The following is a 15,655-nucleotide window of genomic DNA, read 5'->3' as shown; positions in this document are numbered from 1 at the left end:
CTTCCCCGGCGGTGAGTCACGTTCCACGGAGGGCGAGATGCCGACGAGGCGGGCGGTCACGGGCCGCAGCAGGGAACCACGCGCACGGTTTGCGGAAGAGCTACGGCGCCTGCGTACCGAGCGCGGCGACAGCCTGCGGCAGCTCGGCGAACGGCTGGGCTGGGACTGGTCGTTGTTCGGAAAGATGGAGAAGTGCGAGACGGTCGGCGGGCCGGAGGTTGTGGAGGCGCTCGACCAGTACTACGGCACGCCGGGGCTGCTCCTGGCCATGTGGGAGCTGGCGATCAGCGACCAGACGCAGTTCAAGGAGCGGTACCGGCGGTACATGGCCCTGGAGGCGGAGGCGACGAGCCTGTGGCACTTCGCGGTGAGCGTGCTGCCGGGGCTTTTGCAGACACCGGGGTATGCACGGGAGTTGCTGGCGTCCGGAGGTTTCAGCGGGGAACGGTTGACGCAGCAGGTGGAGGCGCGGATGGGGCGGCGGAGCCTGCTGGAGGGGGAAGAGGCGCCTCCGTTCCGGACGATCCTGTCGGAGGCGGCTCTCCGGACGGCACTGCGGAGTGCTGACGAGTGGCGGAACCAGCTCGAGTATCTGTCCGAGATGGCGGAGCGGCCGAATCTGACGCTTCAAGTGCTGCCCCAGAGCGCGGGGTTGCACGGGCTGTCGAGTACCGACGTCTGGTTCCTGCGACTACCGGACAGCCGTACTGTGGCGTACACGGAGCACGGGTACGGAGGGGAACTCCACGAGGAAAGCGTCGTGGTGGAGCGCATGCAACGTGCGTACGATGCAACGCGTGACCTGGCGCTTTCCCCCGCCGAGTCGCAAAAATTCGTTCTGCGCATGTTGGAGGAACTGCCGTGCGATCCATCGACCTGAGCGCCGCGACCTGGCGTAAGAGCAGCCACAGCAACCAGGACGGTGGCGCGTGCGTAGAGGTCTCTGACGACTTCGCCGCTGTCGTCCCAGTGCGTGACAGCAAGTGCCCACACGGCCCCGCGCTCACCTTCGCGGCGGACGGCTGGTCGTCGTTCGTGTCCGCAGTGAAGGACGGAGGAGTGGACGCCTGAACCGCCCACCGGCACAGGATTCCAAGACCTTGAAACCCCGGGCGCAGCTGGTCATCGGCATCATCCGCCGAGGTAACGAGATCCTGCTCGTACGCGAAAGTCTCGGCGCCGCCAATGAGGTCCTCTGGTCGTTGCCCGGTGGCGGGGTCGAGGACGGTGAGCTCATGCACGAAGCCCTCCGGCGCGAGCTGCGGGAGGAGACCGGGCTGCTCGTGGGCGATCCGGTGCGGACCGCGTTCCTCATGCACATCGACTCGGAGCGTCATCCTTCTGCCGTGGCCGCCGCCTTCGAGATCGACGAGTGGTCGGGGGACATCGCGCCGCAGGACGACGACATCGAACAGGCCGCCTTCTTCCCCCTGCCCGACGCCCTGAAGCTGCTGGGTGAGCTGGACAGCGCAACGCAGCGGGAGCCCATCGTCGGCTACCTGAGCGGGGAGGTCACGCCCGGGACCACCTGGCTGTACCGCAACCGAGGCGGAGAAGAGACGCTCGTCGCCCGCTGGTGACGCACGAGAGGGCCCGGCCGGCGCAGGGGGCGCTCCCCGTCGGCCGGGCCCCTGCCCCGTGCAGCGGGCGGGCCGGTTCAGCCCTGGCCCACCGTCGCCTCGAGGGCGATGCGGTGGTCACCCGCGTACACGTTCATGGACTGCCCCCGCAGGAAGCCGACGAGGGTCAGTCCGCTCTCGGCCGCGAGGTCCACGGCCAGCGACGACGGCGCCGAGACCGCCGCCAGCATCGGGATCCCCGCCATCACCGCCTTCTGCGCCAGTTCGAACGAGGCCCGCCCCGACACCAGCAGGATCGCCTGCGAGAGCGGCAGCCGGTCGTCGGTGAGGGCGCGCCCCACGAGCTTGTCGACCGCGTTGTGGCGGCCGACGTCCTCCCTGATGTCCAGCAGCTCGCCCTCCGGGGAGAACAGCGCCGCCGCGTGCAGGCCCCCGGTCCGGTCGAACACCCGCTGTGCCTCGCGCAGCCGGTCGGGGAGGGCGGTGAGCAGCGCGGGCGTCACCCGGACCGGGGGAGTGTCGGCGACGGGATGGCGGGTCGTGGTGCGGACGGCGTCGAGGCTCGCCTTGCCGCAGAGTCCGCAGGACGAGGTGGTGTAGACGTTGCGCTCCAGCGTGATGTCGGGGACCACGACGCCGGGAGCCAGCTTCACGTCCACCACGTTGTACGTGTTCACCCCGTCGGCCGTCGCCCCCGCGCAGTACACGATCGACTGCACCTCGGAGCCCGCACCGATGACGCCCTCGCTCACCAGGAAGCCCGCCGCGAGCGCGAAATCGTCGCCCGGGGTGCGCATCGTGATGGCGAGCGGCTTGCCGTTCAGCCGGATCTCCAGGGGCTCCTCCGCCACGAGGGTGTCGGGGCGGGTCGTGACCGCCCCGTCCCGGATGCGGATCGTGCGGCGACGTTCGGTGACCCGTCCCATAACCGTCAATCCCGATTCTGTACGTGCTGGTAGCCGAAACGGCCCTTGATACAGAGGTTGCCATGGGTCACGGGGTTGTCGTGCGGCGAGGTGACCTTGACGATCTCGTTCTCCTGCACATGGAGGGTCACGTTGCAGCCCACGCCGCAGTACGCGCAGACCGTCGTGGTCCGCGTCTGGGCCGCCTCGTCCCAGGTGCCCGCCGCCCGCATGCCGAACTCGGTGCTGAACGAGAGCGCGCCGGTCGGGCACACCTCGATGCAGTTCCCGCAGAAGACACAGGCGGAATCGGGGAGCGCTGCATCGTGCTCGGTGGAGATACGGGCGTCGAAACCCCGTCCCGAGACGGCGATGGCGAACGTGTTCTGCCACTGCTCCCCGCAGGCGTCGACGCACTTGTAGCAGAGGATGCATTTGTCGTAGTCGCGGACGTACAGCTCGTTGTCGATCTTCGGCTGTTCGTTCATCCGGGCGGCGTCCGTGCCGAAGCGGTCGGGCTTCGCCTCGTACTCCTTGATCCACTCCTCGGCCCGTGGCGTCGTGGACAGATCCGTCGACGACGCCAGCAGCTCCAGGACCACCTTCCGGCTGTGCCTGGCCCGCTCCGTGTCCGTACGGACCGTCATGCCCGGCTCGGCGCGCCGGGAGCAGGCCGGGGCGAGCGTGCGGGAGCCCTCCACCTCGACCACACACACCCGGCAGGCGTTCTTCGGGGTGAGCGTGTCCCCCTGGCACAGGGTCGGGATGTCCTTGCCCGCCGACCGGCAGGCGTCCAGGATCGTCGATCCCTCAGGTACCCGGGCCTCCTCGTCGTCCAGCGTGAAGGAGACGAGCCGGCGCGGTGGATGGAGCGGCACAGTGGTCACTTGTAGACCCCCAGACGGTCGATGGCTGACTCCACGGCGTTCCACGCTGTCTGGCCGAGACCGCAGATCGAGGCGTCCCGCATGGCCTGCCCCACCTCTCTCATGAGCGCGATGTCCTCGGCGGCCCCGGCGCCCGTACGGTCCACGATCCGGTGCAGGGCCTCCTCCTGACGGACCGTGCCCACCCGGCAGGGCACGCACTGGCCGCACGACTCGTCGCGGAAGAACTCCGCGATGCGCAGCAGCACACGGGGGAGCTCCACCGAGTCGTCCAGGACCAGGACCACCCCCGAGCCGAGTGTCGTCCCCGCCGCGCGGGTGCCCTCGAAGGTCAGCGGGACGTCCAGCTCGTCGGGGCGTACGAAGCCGCCCGCCGCCCCGCCGAGGAGCACGGCCCGCAGCCGCTCGGGCGGGCCCGCGAGGTCGAGCAGCTCCCGCAGGTTCGTGCCGAAGGGCAGTTCGTAGATGCCGGGGCGGGCCACCTGGCCGGAGACGCAGAACAGCTTGGTCCCGGTGGACGTCTCCGTGCCGGTCGCGGCGTACGCGGCGGCGCCGTGCTCCAGGATCGGCAGCACGTTCACCAGCGTCTCGACGTTGTTGACCGCGGTCGGCTTGCCGAAGAGGCCCTTCTCGACCGGGAACGGCGGTTTGGAGCGCGGTTCGCCCCGCTGCCCCTCTATCGAGTTGAAGATCGCGGTCTCCTCGCCGCAGATGTACGCCCCCGCACCGCGCCGGATCTCGATGTCGAAGGCGTACCCCTGCCCGAGGACGTCGGGGCCGAGCAGTCCGCGGGTACGGGCGCTCGTCAGGGCGTGGTCGAGCCGTTCGTACGCGCGGGGGTACTCGCCGCGCAGGTAGACGTAGCCCTCGTGGGCGCCGATGGCGTATCCGGCGATCGTCATCGCCTCGACCAGGGCGTACGGATCGCCCTCCATCAGCACCCGGTCCTTGAAGGTGCCGGGCTCGCTCTCGTCCGCGTTGCAGACCAGGTAGTGCGGGCCGTCGGCCTGCTGGGCGGTGGCCTGCCACTTGCGCCCGGTGGGGAAGGCGGCGCCGCCGCGGCCGACGAGTCCGGCCTCCAGCACCTCGCGGACCACCCCGGCGGGTCCGAGCGTGAAGGCGCGCCGCAGTGCTGTGTAGCCGCCGGTGGAGCGGTAGTCGTCGAGGGAGGCGGGGTCCACGGTGCCGATGCGCTTGAGGAGTACGAGGGCGGGGTCGCCGGACTGGGGGACGGCTGCGGCGGGTGGGGGCTCGGCGGGGGCCTTCTCCGGGGCCCGGGCTGCCGCGACGAGCGCCGGTGCGGTGGTGGGGGCGAGCACGGCGGAGCGGCGGGGGGCGCCTGCGGCGGGCTCTTCCCCTCCCCGCCCCTTCTCGTAACCGGGGGCTCCGCCCCCGGACCCCTGCTCCTCAAACTCCCCCAGACTCCGTCCGGGGGGACCCCCAAGGGGCTGGATCTGCCTGAAGCTCCGGAGGCCTGGGTCTTCCCCCGCCTGGAGCAGCAGTGCCGCCGGGGCCCGTTCGCACAGGCCCAGGCACGGGCTCTCCTGCCAGACCGTGCCCTCGGCCGGGGTGCCCGGAGCACCCAGGCGCTCGGTGAGGTCCGCGCACACGGCCGCCGAGCCGCGGGCGGCGCAGGCGAGGTCCGTACAGACGTGGAGCACCTTCGCCGGGCGGGGCCGCACCGAGAACATGGCGTAGAAGGTCGCGACACCGTACGCCTCCGCCGGGGCGACCGTGAGCCGCCGGCAGATGTAGTCCAGCGCGCCCTCGCTGATCCAGCCCACGCGGTCGTTCACCGCGTGCAGTGCGGGCAGCAGCTGGTCCCGGCGGTCCTTGGCCGCGGCGGCGCCGCCCCTCGCCCACCGGAGGTCCTCGTCGGTGCGCTCGGCGGCGCCCTCCCAGCCGGACGGCGCGGGGCCCAACAGGGCGTCCACCGCTTCCCGTTCGGCGTCGGACGGGGCCGCGTCGGTGTACCTCAGGTCCATGCGGGCACCAGCTTCTCTATCCGTACGGCGGAGGCCTTGAATTCGGCTGTGCCGGCGATCGGGCAGTTCGCCTCGATGGTCAGCTGGTTGGTGTCGACCTCGTCGGGGAAGTGCATCGTCATGAAAGCCAGACCCGGCCGCAGCCCGGGGTCGATCCAGACGGGCGCGGTAACACTGCCCCGCCGCGACGAGACCCGCACCTCCTCGCCCACGGAGACGCCGTACGACTGCGCGTCCTCGGGGCAGAGCTCGATGTACTCGCCCCGACGCAGAGGTGACGCGTAACTCCCGCTCTGTACACCGGTGTTGTACGAGTCCAGGCGCCGCCCGGTCGTCAGCCTCAGCGGGTAGGACTCGTCGGTGAGGTCGACCGGAGGATCGTGCTGCACCAGACCGAAGGGGGCCGCGGGGCCGCGCCGGTCCGGATCGGTCTCCCAGAGCCGGGCGTGCAGGAAGCTGGACGGCAGCTTCTCCGTGTCGGGGCAGGGCCATTGCAGCCCCTGGTGCTCCGCCAGGCGTTCGTACGTCATCCCGAAGTGGTCGGGGGAGAGGGAGCGCAGCTCGTTCCAGACGGCTTCGGAGTCCTCGAACTTCCAGGCGTGGCCCAGCTGTCCGGCCATGGCGCAGATGATGTCGATGTCCTCCCGGGCCTCGCCCGGCGGCACGAGCGCGGCCCGGACCCGCTGCACGCGCCGTTCGCTGTTGGTCGTGGTGCCGTCGGTCTCGGCCCAGGCGGCGGTGGCGGGCAGGACCACGTCGGCCAGTTGGGCGGTCCTGGTCAGGAAGATGTCCTGCACCACCAGATGGTCGAGGGCCTCCAGCCGGCGCACCGCCTGGTCGCTGTCGGCCTCCGACTGTGCGGGGTTCTCCCCGATGCAGTACACCGCGCGCAGTTCGCCGGTCTCCATGGCCTCGAACATCTGGGTGAGGGTCTTGCCGTACCGCGGCTGGATGACGGTGTCCCAGGACCGTTCGAACTTCTGCCGGACGGGCGGGTCCAGGATGTCCTGGAAGCCGGGGAGTTTGTTGGGGATGGCGCCCATGTCGCCGCCGCCCTGCACGTTGTTCTGCCCGCGCAGGGGCTGGACCCCGGAGCCGTACCGCCCGACGTGGCCGGTGAGCAGCGAGAGGTTGATCAGCGCACGGACGTTGTCGGTGCCGTTGTGGTGCTCGGTGATGCCCAGGGTCCAGCAGAGCTGGGCCCGTTCGGCCGTGGCGTAGGCGTGGGCGAGGTCCCGGATGGCCTCGGCCGGGACCCCGGTCACCTTCTCGGCGGCGGTCAGGGTCCAGGGTTCGACGAGCGCGGCGTACTCCTCGTACCCGCTGGTCGCGCGGTCCACGAAGGCCTGGTTGACCAGCCCCGCGTGGATGATCTCGCGGCCGATCGCGTGGGCGAGCGGGATGTCGGTGCCGACGTTGAGACCGAGCCAGCTCTCCGCCCATTCGGCGGTCGAGGTGCGGCGCGGGTCGACGGCGTGCATACGGGCGCCGTTGCGGATGCCCTTGAGTACGTGGTGGAAGAAGATCGGGTGCGCGAAACGGGCATTGGAGCCCCACATCACGATCAGGTCGGTGTGTTCCACCTCCTCGTACGAGGACGTACCGCCGCCTGAGCCGAAGGCGGCCGAGAGGCCCGCGACGCTCGGGGCGTGACAGGTGCGGTTGCAGGAGTCGACGTTGTTGGTGCCCATCACGACGCGGGTGAACTTCTGGGCCACGTAGTTCATCTCGTTGGTGGCCCGGGCGCAGGACAGCATCGCGAAGGCGTCGGGACCGTGTGCCTCGCGGACCTGCCGGAACCCGGCAGCCGCCCGGGCCAGCGCCTCCTCCCAGCTCGCCCGGCGCAGCACGCCGTCCTCGCCGCGGACGAGGGGGTGGGTGAGGCGTTCGTACGTCTTCGGCTGCCGGCCCTTCCGGCTCCGGCCGCCTGTGCGTTCGCTCTTCATGGTGCGCTCCCTGCCGGTGCCGAGGACGTGGTGGCGAGGAGATCCGCGAGCGCGTGCACGGCGCGCAGCGTCGGTACGGGCGTTCCGGCCAGCTCGGCCAGCTCGACGACGGCCGCGAGCAGCACGTCGAGTTCGAGGGGTTTGCCCTTCTCCAGGTCCTGGAGGGTGGATGTCTTGTGATCGCCGACGCGCTCCGCGCCCGCGATGCGCCGCTCCACGGAGATCTCGGGGCGGCAGCCGACGGCCGCCGCCACTTCGAGGGTTTCGCGCATCATCGACTCCACGAGTGCGCGGGTGTCCGGATGGCGGCAGATCTGGCCCATGGTGGCGCGGGCCAGCGCGCTGATCGGGTTGAAGGAGATGTTGCCGAGCAGCTTGATCCAGATGTCGTTGCGCAGGTCGGACTCCACGGGGCACTTGAGTCCGCCCGCGACCATGGCCTCGCTGAAGTCCAGACAGCGTCTGGACACCGTCCGGTCCGGCTCGCCGATGGCGAACCGGGTGCCTTCGAGGTGGCGCACCACGCCCGGTGCCTCGATCTCGGTGGCGGCGTAGACCACGCAGCCGATGGCGCGTTCGGGCGGCAGCGTGGCGCTCACCGAGCCCGCCGGGTCGACGCTCTGGAGCCGACGGCCGGTGTACGGGCCGCCGAGGCCGTGGAAGTACCACCAGGGGATGCCGTTCTGGGCGGCTATCACGGCGGTGTCCCGGTGCATCAGCGGATGGACCAACGGCCCGGACACCGCGTACGAGTTGGCCTTGAGGCCGAGGAACACATAGTCGACGGGCCCGACCTCCGAGGGGTCGTCGGTGGCTGCGGGCCGCGCGGTGAAGTCACCGCGCGGGCTGAGCACGCGCACACCGTCACGGCGCATGGCCGCCAGATGCGGGCCCCGGGCGATGAGATGGACGTCGGCGCCCGCGCGGTGGAGCGCGGCCCCGACATAGGCGCCGATTGCTCCGGCGCCGACAACTGCGACTTTCACGGGGCTCTCCGTTCGGTGAGAGGACCGAGCGAGGGTGTCAAGTCGACAGAATATTGTCTACAGTATGCCTTCAGGGAGGGTCAATACTCGTGACAGCGGGTGCCTGGCCCCGTACGCGATTCCGGCAGGTACTCCGGAGTGTCCGCGAGAGTTCCCGGGGAGCTGTTCGAGACGCTCCAACCTCGGGCCCGTATTCCTGTGGGGTTAGGTGCCCCCGTACCGGTCGGTAGCAACCAAGACTGGATAGTTCCTGCCAAACGTAGCGAGGGGAACCCGTACATGACCGGCTCACGTGTCGTGGCGCTCGGCCACTACCAGCCTGCCAAGGTCCTCACCAACGACGATCTGGCGGCCATGGTCGACACGAGCGACGAGTGGATCACCAGCCGGGTCGGCATCAGGACCCGGCACGTGGGCGGGCCCGACGAGCCGGTGGACGAACTGGCCGCCCACGCCGCGGCCAAGGCCCTCGCATCGGCCGGGCTCCAGCCGGCGGACATCGACATGGTCCTGGTCGCCACCTCCACGGCCATCGACCGGTCGCCGAGCATGTCCGCCCGGGTCGCCGCCCGCCTGGGCATGGGCTCACCCGCCGTCATGGACATCAACGTGGTCTGCTCCGGGTTCACCCACGCGCTCGCCACCGCCGACCACGCCATCCGGGCCGGAGCCGCCACCCGGGCCCTCGTCATCGGCGCCGACAAGATGGGCGACATCGTCGACTGGACGGACCGCTCCACCTGCGTCCTGATGGGCGACGGCGCGGGTGCGGCCGTCGTCACCGCGGACCCCGAAGGGGGCGACAGGCCAGGGATCGGCCCCGTCCTGTGGGGTTCGGTGCCGGAGATGGGCAACGCCGTACGGATCGAGGGCACGCCCCCGCGATTCGCGCAGGAGGGGCAGTCCGTCTACCGCTGGGCCACCACTCAGCTGCCGCCGATCGCCCGCGAGGTCTGCCAACGGGCCGGTGTCACACCCGAGGATCTCGCCGCGGTGGTGCTGCACCAGGCCAACCTGAGGATCATCGAACCCGTCGCCCGGAAGATCGGGGCGGTCAACGCCGTCATCGCCCGGGACGTGGTGGATTCCGGTAACACTTCGGCCGCGTCGATCCCGATGGCCCTGTCCAAACTGGTGGAGAGAGGCGAGGTCGAGAGCGGTGCGCCGGCCCTGCTCTTCGGCTTCGGCGGAAATCTTTCGTACGCGGGTCAGGTGATCCGCTGCCCCTGAGGCCCCCGGCGTGGCATTGTGCTCGGTAGACTGTAGACGATAAGCAATGGCCCGGGCGCCCGGAGGGGGACCGCGATGTTGTCCGCAGGACTGCCGCAAGGAACGGTGCCGAAGCTGGAGCGGCCGGGACCGCTGCGCGAGCGCGTCTACGAGGCGCTCCTCGAGCTGATCACCACGCGCGCCCTCAGCCCCGGCCAGCATCTGGTCGAGAGCGAACTCGCGGGCCATCTGGGAGTGTCGCGGCAGCCGGTGCGCGAGGCGCTCCAGCGGCTGAACACCGAGGGCTGGGTCGATCTGCGCCCCGCGCAGGGCGCGTTCGTCCACGAGCCCACCGAGGAGGAGGCGGACCAGCTCCTCTCGGTCCGCACCCTCCTGGAGGCGGAGGCCGCCCGGCTGGCCGCCGCCCACTCCGGGCGGCCGGGCATCGAGGCCCTGGAGGAGCTGTGCTCGAAGGGGGAGCAGGCCGTCGCCGCCGACGACGTGGACCTCGCCGTCGCCACGAACGCCGCCTTCCACGCCAAGGTCATGGAGCTGGCGGGCAATGTCGTCCTGTCCGAGCTCGCCGCCCAGGTGGACCGCCGGGTCCGCTGGTACTACACGCCTGTGGCCCGCCAGCGCGGCACCCAGTCCTGGATCGAGCACCGGGAGCTGATCGCGGCGATCGCCTCCAGGGACGAACAGCGGGCGACCGAGATCATGCGGGCACACACCGAGCACACGCGACAGACGTACCACCGGCGCGAACAGGCCTGATCGCCGTCCGACCGGAGATCACCGCCTGACACCAAGGCCGGGGCAGCAGGACGCCCCGGCCTTTTCGCGCGCTCCTGACCGGTACACCGCACGCCGGGGCCATCGGCCGGCGCCCGCGAGCCGCATCTTTGTCCTGAGTGTGGAGAAAGTTGGAGTGGATTCGTGCGCAACTTCTTCCCAGTCCGGTAAACCGCTGCTACGTTCCCCTCGAAAGCCCGACGGACTGGCCGATGTGGCGGGGAGGGACGCGTGAGACGTATGACGGCACGACCCGCGAACACGCACCAGGCGCGACTGCTCCGGCTGTTGCGCGACGGAGGGCCCAACTCCCGCGCACAGCTGGGCGATCAGGTCGATCTCTCACGCTCCAAGCTCGCCGTCGAGGTGGACCGGCTCCTGGAGACCGGACTCGTCGTGGCCGACGGGCTCGCCGCGTCCCGCGGTGGACGCCGGTCCCACAACATCCGGCTCGCCCCGGGACTGCGCTTCCTCGGCGTCGACATCGGTGCCACGTCCATCGATGTGGCCGTCACCAACGCCGAGTTGGAGGTCCTCGGGCACCTCAACCATCCGATGGACGTACGGGAAGGACCCGTCGCGATCTTCGACCAGGTGCTGGCGATGGCGGCGAAGCTCCGGGCCTCCGGGCTCGCCGAAGGCTTCGACGGCGCCGGCATCGGGGTACCGGGCCCCGTCCGCTTCCCCGAAGGCGTACCGGTCGCTCCGCCGATCATGCCGGGCTGGGACGGCTTCCCGGTCCGCGAGGCGCTCAGCCAGGAACTGGGCTGCCCCGTCATGGTGGACAACGACGTGAACCTGATGGCACTGGGGGAGCAGCACGCGGGCGTCGCCCGTTCCGTGGGCGACTTCCTCTGCGTCAAGATCGGTACGGGTATCGGCTGCGGCATCGTGGTGGGCGGCGACGTCTACCGCGGCACGACGGGCAGCGCCGGAGACATCGGCCACATCCAGGTGGAACCGGACGGACGCGCCTGCGCCTGCGGCAACAAGGGCTGCCTGGAAGCCCACTTCAGCGGCGCGGCCCTCGCCCGCGACGCCGAGGACGCGGCCCGCGCCGGACGGTCCCCGGAGCTGGCGGCCCGGCTGGAAGCGGCCGGAAAGCTCTCGGCCGTGGATGTGGCCGCCGCAGCCGCGGCCGGCGACCCCACGGCGCTCGACCTGATCCGCGAGGGCGGAAACCGGGTCGGCCAGGTCATCGCCGGACTCGTCAGCTTCTTCAACCCGGGCCTCGTCGTGATCGGCGGCGGGGTGACCGGGCTCGGCCACAACCTGCTGGCCAGTGTCCGCACCCAGGTCTACCGGCAGTCCCTGCCGCTGGCCACGGGCAACCTCCCCATCGTCCTCGGTGAGCTGGGGCCCGTCGCCGGGGTGACCGGCGCGGCCAGGCTCATCAGCGACCACCTGTTCTCGCCGGCCTGATGTCCGGGCCGGCGCGCCGTTCGGCACGCGTTCCGCAGCCACCTCCGTAAGCAGCCTGTTCCGAGCTCCGCCCGCAGGACCGCACAGCACGCGCCCAGCAGTACCACCCAGCAGTTCCGTCAGCAGTACGGCACCGCCGGCACTGCCCCCTGCCCGCTCACCGGCCTTCCCCGCGATCTCGGCCCGTCCGAGCAGGGGAGAACCCACCCGCCGAGGGGATTCGTCATGGCACCAGAACCACCTCTGCTCACGATGTCCGGCATCACCAAGTCGTTCCCCGGTGTGCGCGCCCTCGACGGCGTGGACCTGGAGGTGCTGGCCGGTGAAGTCCACTGCCTCCTCGGCCAGAACGGTGCCGGCAAGTCCACCCTCATCAAGGTGCTGGCCGGGGCCCACCAGCCCGACGACGGCGCGATCACCTGGCGCGGCGAGCCCGTCCAGCTGTCCTCGCCGATCACCGCGATGCGGCTGGGAATCGCCACCATCTACCAGGAACTCGACCTGGTGGAGGGCCTCTCGGTCGCGGAGAACGTCTTCCTCGGCCACGAACCGACCAGCGCGGGCTTCGTCGTCCGGACCCGGGAGGCCCGCACCACGGCCGCCGCACTCCTGAAGCGGCTGGGACACCCGGAGATCGACCCGGCCCGCCCGGTCGGCGACCTGTCCGCGGCCCACCAGCAGATCGTCTCCATGGCGCGGGCGCTCTCCCACGACGTACGGCTCATCGTGATGGACGAGCCGTCCGCGGCACTGGACCCCGACGAGGTCGACAACCTCTTCCGCATCGTCGACGGGCTCACCGCCGACGGGGTGGCCGTCGTCTACATCTCGCACCGGCTGGAGGAGATCCGCCGCATCGGCGACCGGGTGACGGTGCTCAAGGACGGCAGGGCCGTCGCCGTCGGGCTGCCCGCCCACTCCACCCCCACGAACGACATCGTTGCCATGATGACCGGCCGCAACGTCGAGTTCGTCTTCCCCGAGCGGCCCGCCCCCGGCGCCCGTGCCACGGCCGAACCCGTACTGAGGGTCGAAGGGCTGTGTCGCACAGGGGAGTTCGAGCCCGTCGACCTGGAGCTCATGCCCGGCGAGATCGTCGGCCTGGCCGGACTCGTCGGCTCCGGTCGCTCCGAGATCCTGGAGACCGTCTACGGCGCCCGCAAGCCGACCGCCGGCCGCGTCCTCGTCGACGGCACACCGCTGCGGGCCGGCAGCGTCCGGGCAGCGGTGGCCGCGGGAATCGGCCTGGCTCCCGAGGAACGCAAGGCGCAGGCACTGCTGTTGACGGAATCCGTCACCCGCAACGTCTCGATCTCCACCCTGTCCCGGTTCGCCCGCGGCGGCTGGCTCGACCGGGGCGCCGAGCGCACCGCTGCCAGGACCGCGACCCGGGAACTCTCGCTGCGGCCCGACAACCCGGACGCCGCTGTCCGCACCCTCTCCGGCGGCAACCAGCAGAAGGCGGTCCTGGCCCGCTGGCTGCTGCGCGGCTGCCGGGTCCTGCTGCTCGACGAACCGACCCGCGGCGTCGACGTCGGCGCCCGCGCCGAGCTCTACGCAGTGATCCGCCGGCTGGCCGACGAAGGCCTCGCCGTTCTGCTCGTCTCCAGCGAAGTGCCCGAAGTGCTGGGCCTCGCCGACCGGGTGCTGGTGCTCCGGGAGGGCCGTGTCGTGCACACGGCCGATGCCAGGGAGCTCGACGAGCACCGTGTCCTCGACCTCGTCATGGAAGGGAGCCCGACGTCATGACACAGCCCGCACCGTCGGCGCAGCACCAAGGGCCCGAGAAGGGGACCGCGACCGGCCCCGTGGCCGCGCCGCCCTCGAAGCAGAGCGGCGGACCGCGCGCACTCGGCCTGCGAGCCGACGTCCGAAACCTGTCGCTGCTCGGCGTACTCGCCGTCCTGGCGCTCGTCGGCGGCATCACCGAACCCGACGCGTTCCTGGACACCGGGAACCTCCAGCTGATCCTGACGCAGTCCTCCGTCATCGGGGTCGTCACCGTCGGCATGACCCTCGTCATCATCGGCGGCGGCATCGACCTCTCGGTCGGCGCGATGGTGGCCCTCGCGTCCGTCTGGGCCACGACGCTCGCCACCCAGGACTTCGGCTTCGCCGGCATCCTCTTCACCGCGGTGGTCGTCGGCCTCGCCGCCGGGCTCGTCAACGGGGTGCTCATCGCCTACGGGCGGATGGTGCCCTTCATCGCGACGCTCGCCATGCTCGCGTCGGCCCGTGGACTCGCCCTGCTGATCACCGACGGAAAGACACAGATCGTCACCGTCCAGTCCGTCCTCGATCTGGGCCTGCCCGACTCGTACGTCCTGGGCATCCCGCCGCTGGTCCTGGGCTTCGCCGCGGTCACCGTGGTCGGCTGGCTCATCCTGAACCGGACCACGTTCGGACGCCGTACGGTCGCCATCGGAGGCAACGCGGAGGCGGCCAGGCTCGCCGGCATCGACGTACGCCGCCAGCGGCTCTACCTCTATCTGCTCTCCGGCGTGTGCTGTGGCATCGCGGCCTTCATGCTGATCATCCTGTCCGGCTCCGGGCAGAACACCAACGGCAACCTGTACGAACTCGACGCCATCGCGGCCGCGATCATCGGCGGCACCCTGCTGAGCGGTGGCAGGGGCACCATCGTCGGATCCGTGCTCGGGGTCCTCGTCTTCACCACGATCACCAACATCTTCGCCCTGAACAACCTGCAGAGCGACGTCCAGCAGATCGCCAAGGGCGCCATCATCGTCGCCGCCGTCCTCGTCCAGCACCGCACACTGCGCGGCGGCGAGACCTGAGTTCCCCCTGCCTGACAGAGCACTGATCACCCACCCGCTGTTCCGTACGTATCGCACCGGATGAAGGGTTTGACAGCCATGCCAGAAACCAGCCGCAGAGGACTGCTCTTCGGCACCGCGGCCGTCTCCGCGGGAGCCTTCCTCACCGCCTGTACCAGCAACGAGCCCAAGGAGAAGGAGACAGCCCAGAACAACCAGCCCGCCGCCGACGACAAGCCCGGCAAGCCCGTCACCATCGGCTTCGCCGGACCCCAGGCCGACCACGGCTGGCTCAACGCCATCAACGTGAACGCCAAGTCGCGGGCGGAGAAGTACTCCGAGGTCACCCTGGAGATCACCGAGGGGTCCAACGACACCGCGGCCCAGATCGGCCAGGTCAAGACCCTCATCAACAAGAAGGTCGACGTCCTCGTCATCCTCCCCGCCGACGGCAAGGCACTCACCCAGGTCGGCCTGGAAGCGATGAAGGCCGGCATCCCCGTCGTCAACCTCGACCGCGTCTTCGCCTCACCGCAGGCCTACCGCTGCTGGGTCGGCGGCGACAACTACGGCATGGGCCTCAACGCCGGGCACTACATCGGTGAGCAGCTCAAGGGCAAGGCGAACGCCAAGGTCGTCGAGCTCGCCGGCATCGACAACCTGGAACTCACCAAGCAACGCAGCCAGGGCTTCGCCGACGCGCTGAAGAACTACTCCAACATCAAGCTGGTGGCCCGTCAGGCCGCCGACTTCACCGTGGAGTCGGGTCAGGCGAAGATGGCGCAGCTCCTCCAGGCGCAGAAGCAGTTCGACGCGATGTGGAACCACGACGACGACCAGGGCGTGGGCGCGCTGCGGGCCATCCAGCAGGCCGGCCGCGACGAGTTCATCATGGTCGGCGGCGCGGGCGCCAAGTCCGCGATGGACGCCATCAAGGCCGACAACAGCGTCATGAAGGCCACCGTGCTCTACCCGCCCACGATGGCCGCCTCCGCGATCGACCTGGCGCGCGCACTCGGCCAGGGCAAGGGCGTCGCGGGCCTCTCCGAGATGGAGATCCCGACCTCGCTGACCCTCTACTCGGCCGTGGTCACGAAGGACAACATCGACCAGTACCTGCCGACGGGCTTCAGCTGATCCCGCACCGCCGCAGCCACCGAACCACC

General features: G+C 70.5%; 14 protein-coding genes. 9 read left to right on the top strand and 5 right to left on the bottom strand.

Translation table 11 applies throughout. The annotated features are described in order from the left end of the window. The first annotated feature begins 37 nt into the window (after positions 1-37). From ACIP63_RS23850 to ACIP63_RS23840, 3 genes are read left to right on the top strand one after another with little or no spacing between them, the layout of a single operon-like run. Positions 38-880 (top strand): helix-turn-helix domain-containing protein, encoded by an 843-nt coding sequence (locus ACIP63_RS23850; RefSeq protein ID WP_401518947.1) that lies wholly within the window; start codon positions 38-40, stop codon positions 878-880. After that, a complete protein-coding gene (locus tag ACIP63_RS23845; RefSeq protein ID WP_401518945.1) occupies positions 862-1,071 on the top strand; it encodes a DUF397 domain-containing protein in 210 nt (69 codons plus the stop codon). Before ACIP63_RS23850 ends, ACIP63_RS23845 begins: the two co-directional genes overlap by 19 nt. A 29-nt stretch (positions 1,072-1,100) precedes the next feature. After that, entirely contained in the window at positions 1,101-1,580 is a 480-nt protein-coding gene (locus tag ACIP63_RS23840; protein WP_401518942.1) for an NUDIX hydrolase, read from the top strand. 77 nt (positions 1,581-1,657) lie between these two features. Here the strand turns inward: ACIP63_RS23840 and fdhD are convergent, their stop codons facing one another. From fdhD to ACIP63_RS23815, 5 genes are read right to left on the bottom strand one after another with little or no spacing between them, the layout of a single operon-like run. After that, entirely contained in the window at positions 1,658-2,506 is an 849-nt protein-coding gene (fdhD, locus tag ACIP63_RS23835; protein WP_401518941.1) for a formate dehydrogenase accessory sulfurtransferase FdhD, read from the bottom strand. A 5-nt stretch (positions 2,507-2,511) separates the two neighbouring features. After that, positions 2,512-3,372, bottom strand: a complete 861-nt coding sequence (locus ACIP63_RS23830) for a 2Fe-2S iron-sulfur cluster-binding protein (protein WP_401518938.1) — start codon at positions 3,370-3,372, stop codon at positions 2,512-2,514. Continuing rightward, the gene (locus tag ACIP63_RS23825) at positions 3,369-5,357 is read right to left on the bottom strand and encodes an NAD(P)H-dependent oxidoreductase subunit E (protein WP_401518936.1); all 1,989 of its coding nucleotides are present in this window, start codon (positions 5,355-5,357) and stop codon (positions 3,369-3,371) included. Before ACIP63_RS23825 ends, ACIP63_RS23830 begins: the two co-directional genes overlap by 4 nt. Then, positions 5,348-7,303 carry a molybdopterin oxidoreductase family protein gene (locus tag ACIP63_RS23820; RefSeq protein ID WP_401518933.1) on the bottom strand — a complete coding sequence of 652 codons (1,956 nt, stop codon included), beginning with the start codon at positions 7,301-7,303 and terminating at the stop codon, positions 5,348-5,350. Before ACIP63_RS23820 ends, ACIP63_RS23825 begins: the two co-directional genes overlap by 10 nt. Next, positions 7,300-8,289: a 2-dehydropantoate 2-reductase gene (locus tag ACIP63_RS23815; protein ID WP_401518930.1), complete on the bottom strand. Its 990-nt coding sequence runs from the start codon at positions 8,287-8,289 to the stop codon at positions 7,300-7,302. Before ACIP63_RS23815 ends, ACIP63_RS23820 begins: the two co-directional genes overlap by 4 nt. A 279-nt stretch (positions 8,290-8,568) precedes the next feature. On the opposite strand from ACIP63_RS23815, the gene ACIP63_RS23810 reads away from it, so the two are divergent. The 6 genes from ACIP63_RS23810 to ACIP63_RS23785 all read left to right on the top strand — a co-directional run bounded on the left by ACIP63_RS23810 (position 8,569) and on the right by ACIP63_RS23785 (position 15,626). Next, positions 8,569-9,519 (top strand): beta-ketoacyl-ACP synthase III, encoded by a 951-nt coding sequence (locus tag ACIP63_RS23810; protein ID WP_401518927.1) that lies wholly within the window; start codon positions 8,569-8,571, stop codon positions 9,517-9,519. A gap of 75 nt (positions 9,520-9,594) precedes the next feature. Further along, complete coding sequence (locus tag ACIP63_RS23805; protein ID WP_401518924.1) at positions 9,595-10,272, top strand: GntR family transcriptional regulator; 678 nt, start codon at positions 9,595-9,597, stop codon at positions 10,270-10,272. A gap of 258 nt (positions 10,273-10,530) precedes the next feature. After that, positions 10,531-11,712 carry an ROK family protein gene (locus ACIP63_RS23800; protein WP_393760670.1) on the top strand — a complete coding sequence of 394 codons (1,182 nt, stop codon included), beginning with the start codon at positions 10,531-10,533 and terminating at the stop codon, positions 11,710-11,712. 225 nt (positions 11,713-11,937) lie between these two features. Further along, positions 11,938-13,461, top strand: coding sequence for a sugar ABC transporter ATP-binding protein (locus ACIP63_RS23795; RefSeq protein ID WP_401518921.1), 1,524 nt, complete (start codon positions 11,938-11,940; stop codon positions 13,459-13,461). Beyond that, complete coding sequence (locus tag ACIP63_RS23790) at positions 13,458-14,510, top strand: ABC transporter permease (protein WP_401518919.1); 1,053 nt, start codon at positions 13,458-13,460, stop codon at positions 14,508-14,510. The genes ACIP63_RS23795 and ACIP63_RS23790 overlap by 4 nt, the downstream gene beginning before the upstream one ends. A 78-nt stretch (positions 14,511-14,588) precedes the next feature. Continuing rightward, positions 14,589-15,626, top strand: a complete 1,038-nt coding sequence (locus ACIP63_RS23785; RefSeq protein WP_401518916.1) for a substrate-binding domain-containing protein — start codon at positions 14,589-14,591, stop codon at positions 15,624-15,626. Positions 15,627-15,655: the final 29 nt, after the last annotated feature.

Origin of the sequence: Streptomyces sp. NPDC088746, from assembly GCF_044751065.1 — a bacterium.
Taxonomy (GTDB): Bacteria; Actinomycetota; Actinomycetes; order Streptomycetales; family Streptomycetaceae; genus Streptomyces.
Note: the sequence above shows the minus strand (reverse complement) of the source record. Positions and strands in the feature narration are given on the sequence as shown.

Excerpts from the sequence above, each read along its gene's own strand:
- ACIP63_RS23800 (WP_393760670.1), top strand. The coding sequence starts at position 10,531 with ATGACGGCACGACCCGCGAACACGCACCAGGCGCGACTGCTCCGGCTG.
- ACIP63_RS23810 (WP_401518927.1), top strand. The coding sequence starts at position 8,569 with ATGACCGGCTCACGTGTCGTGGCGCTCGGCCACTACCAGCCTGCCAAG.
- fdhD (WP_401518941.1), bottom strand. The coding sequence starts at position 2,506 with ATGGGACGGGTCACCGAACGTCGCCGCACGATCCGCATCCGGGACGGG.
- ACIP63_RS23790 (WP_401518919.1), top strand. The coding sequence starts at position 13,458 with ATGACACAGCCCGCACCGTCGGCGCAGCACCAAGGGCCCGAGAAGGGG.
- ACIP63_RS23805 (WP_401518924.1), top strand. The coding sequence starts at position 9,595 with ATGTTGTCCGCAGGACTGCCGCAAGGAACGGTGCCGAAGCTGGAGCGG.
- ACIP63_RS23825 (WP_401518936.1), bottom strand. The coding sequence starts at position 5,357 with ATGGACCTGAGGTACACCGACGCGGCCCCGTCCGACGCCGAACGGGAA.
- ACIP63_RS23850 (WP_401518947.1), top strand. The coding sequence starts at position 38 with ATGCCGACGAGGCGGGCGGTCACGGGCCGCAGCAGGGAACCACGCGCA.
- ACIP63_RS23785 (WP_401518916.1), top strand. The coding sequence starts at position 14,589 with ATGCCAGAAACCAGCCGCAGAGGACTGCTCTTCGGCACCGCGGCCGTC.
- ACIP63_RS23795 (WP_401518921.1), top strand. The coding sequence starts at position 11,938 with ATGGCACCAGAACCACCTCTGCTCACGATGTCCGGCATCACCAAGTCG.
- ACIP63_RS23820 (WP_401518933.1), bottom strand. The coding sequence starts at position 7,303 with ATGAAGAGCGAACGCACAGGCGGCCGGAGCCGGAAGGGCCGGCAGCCG.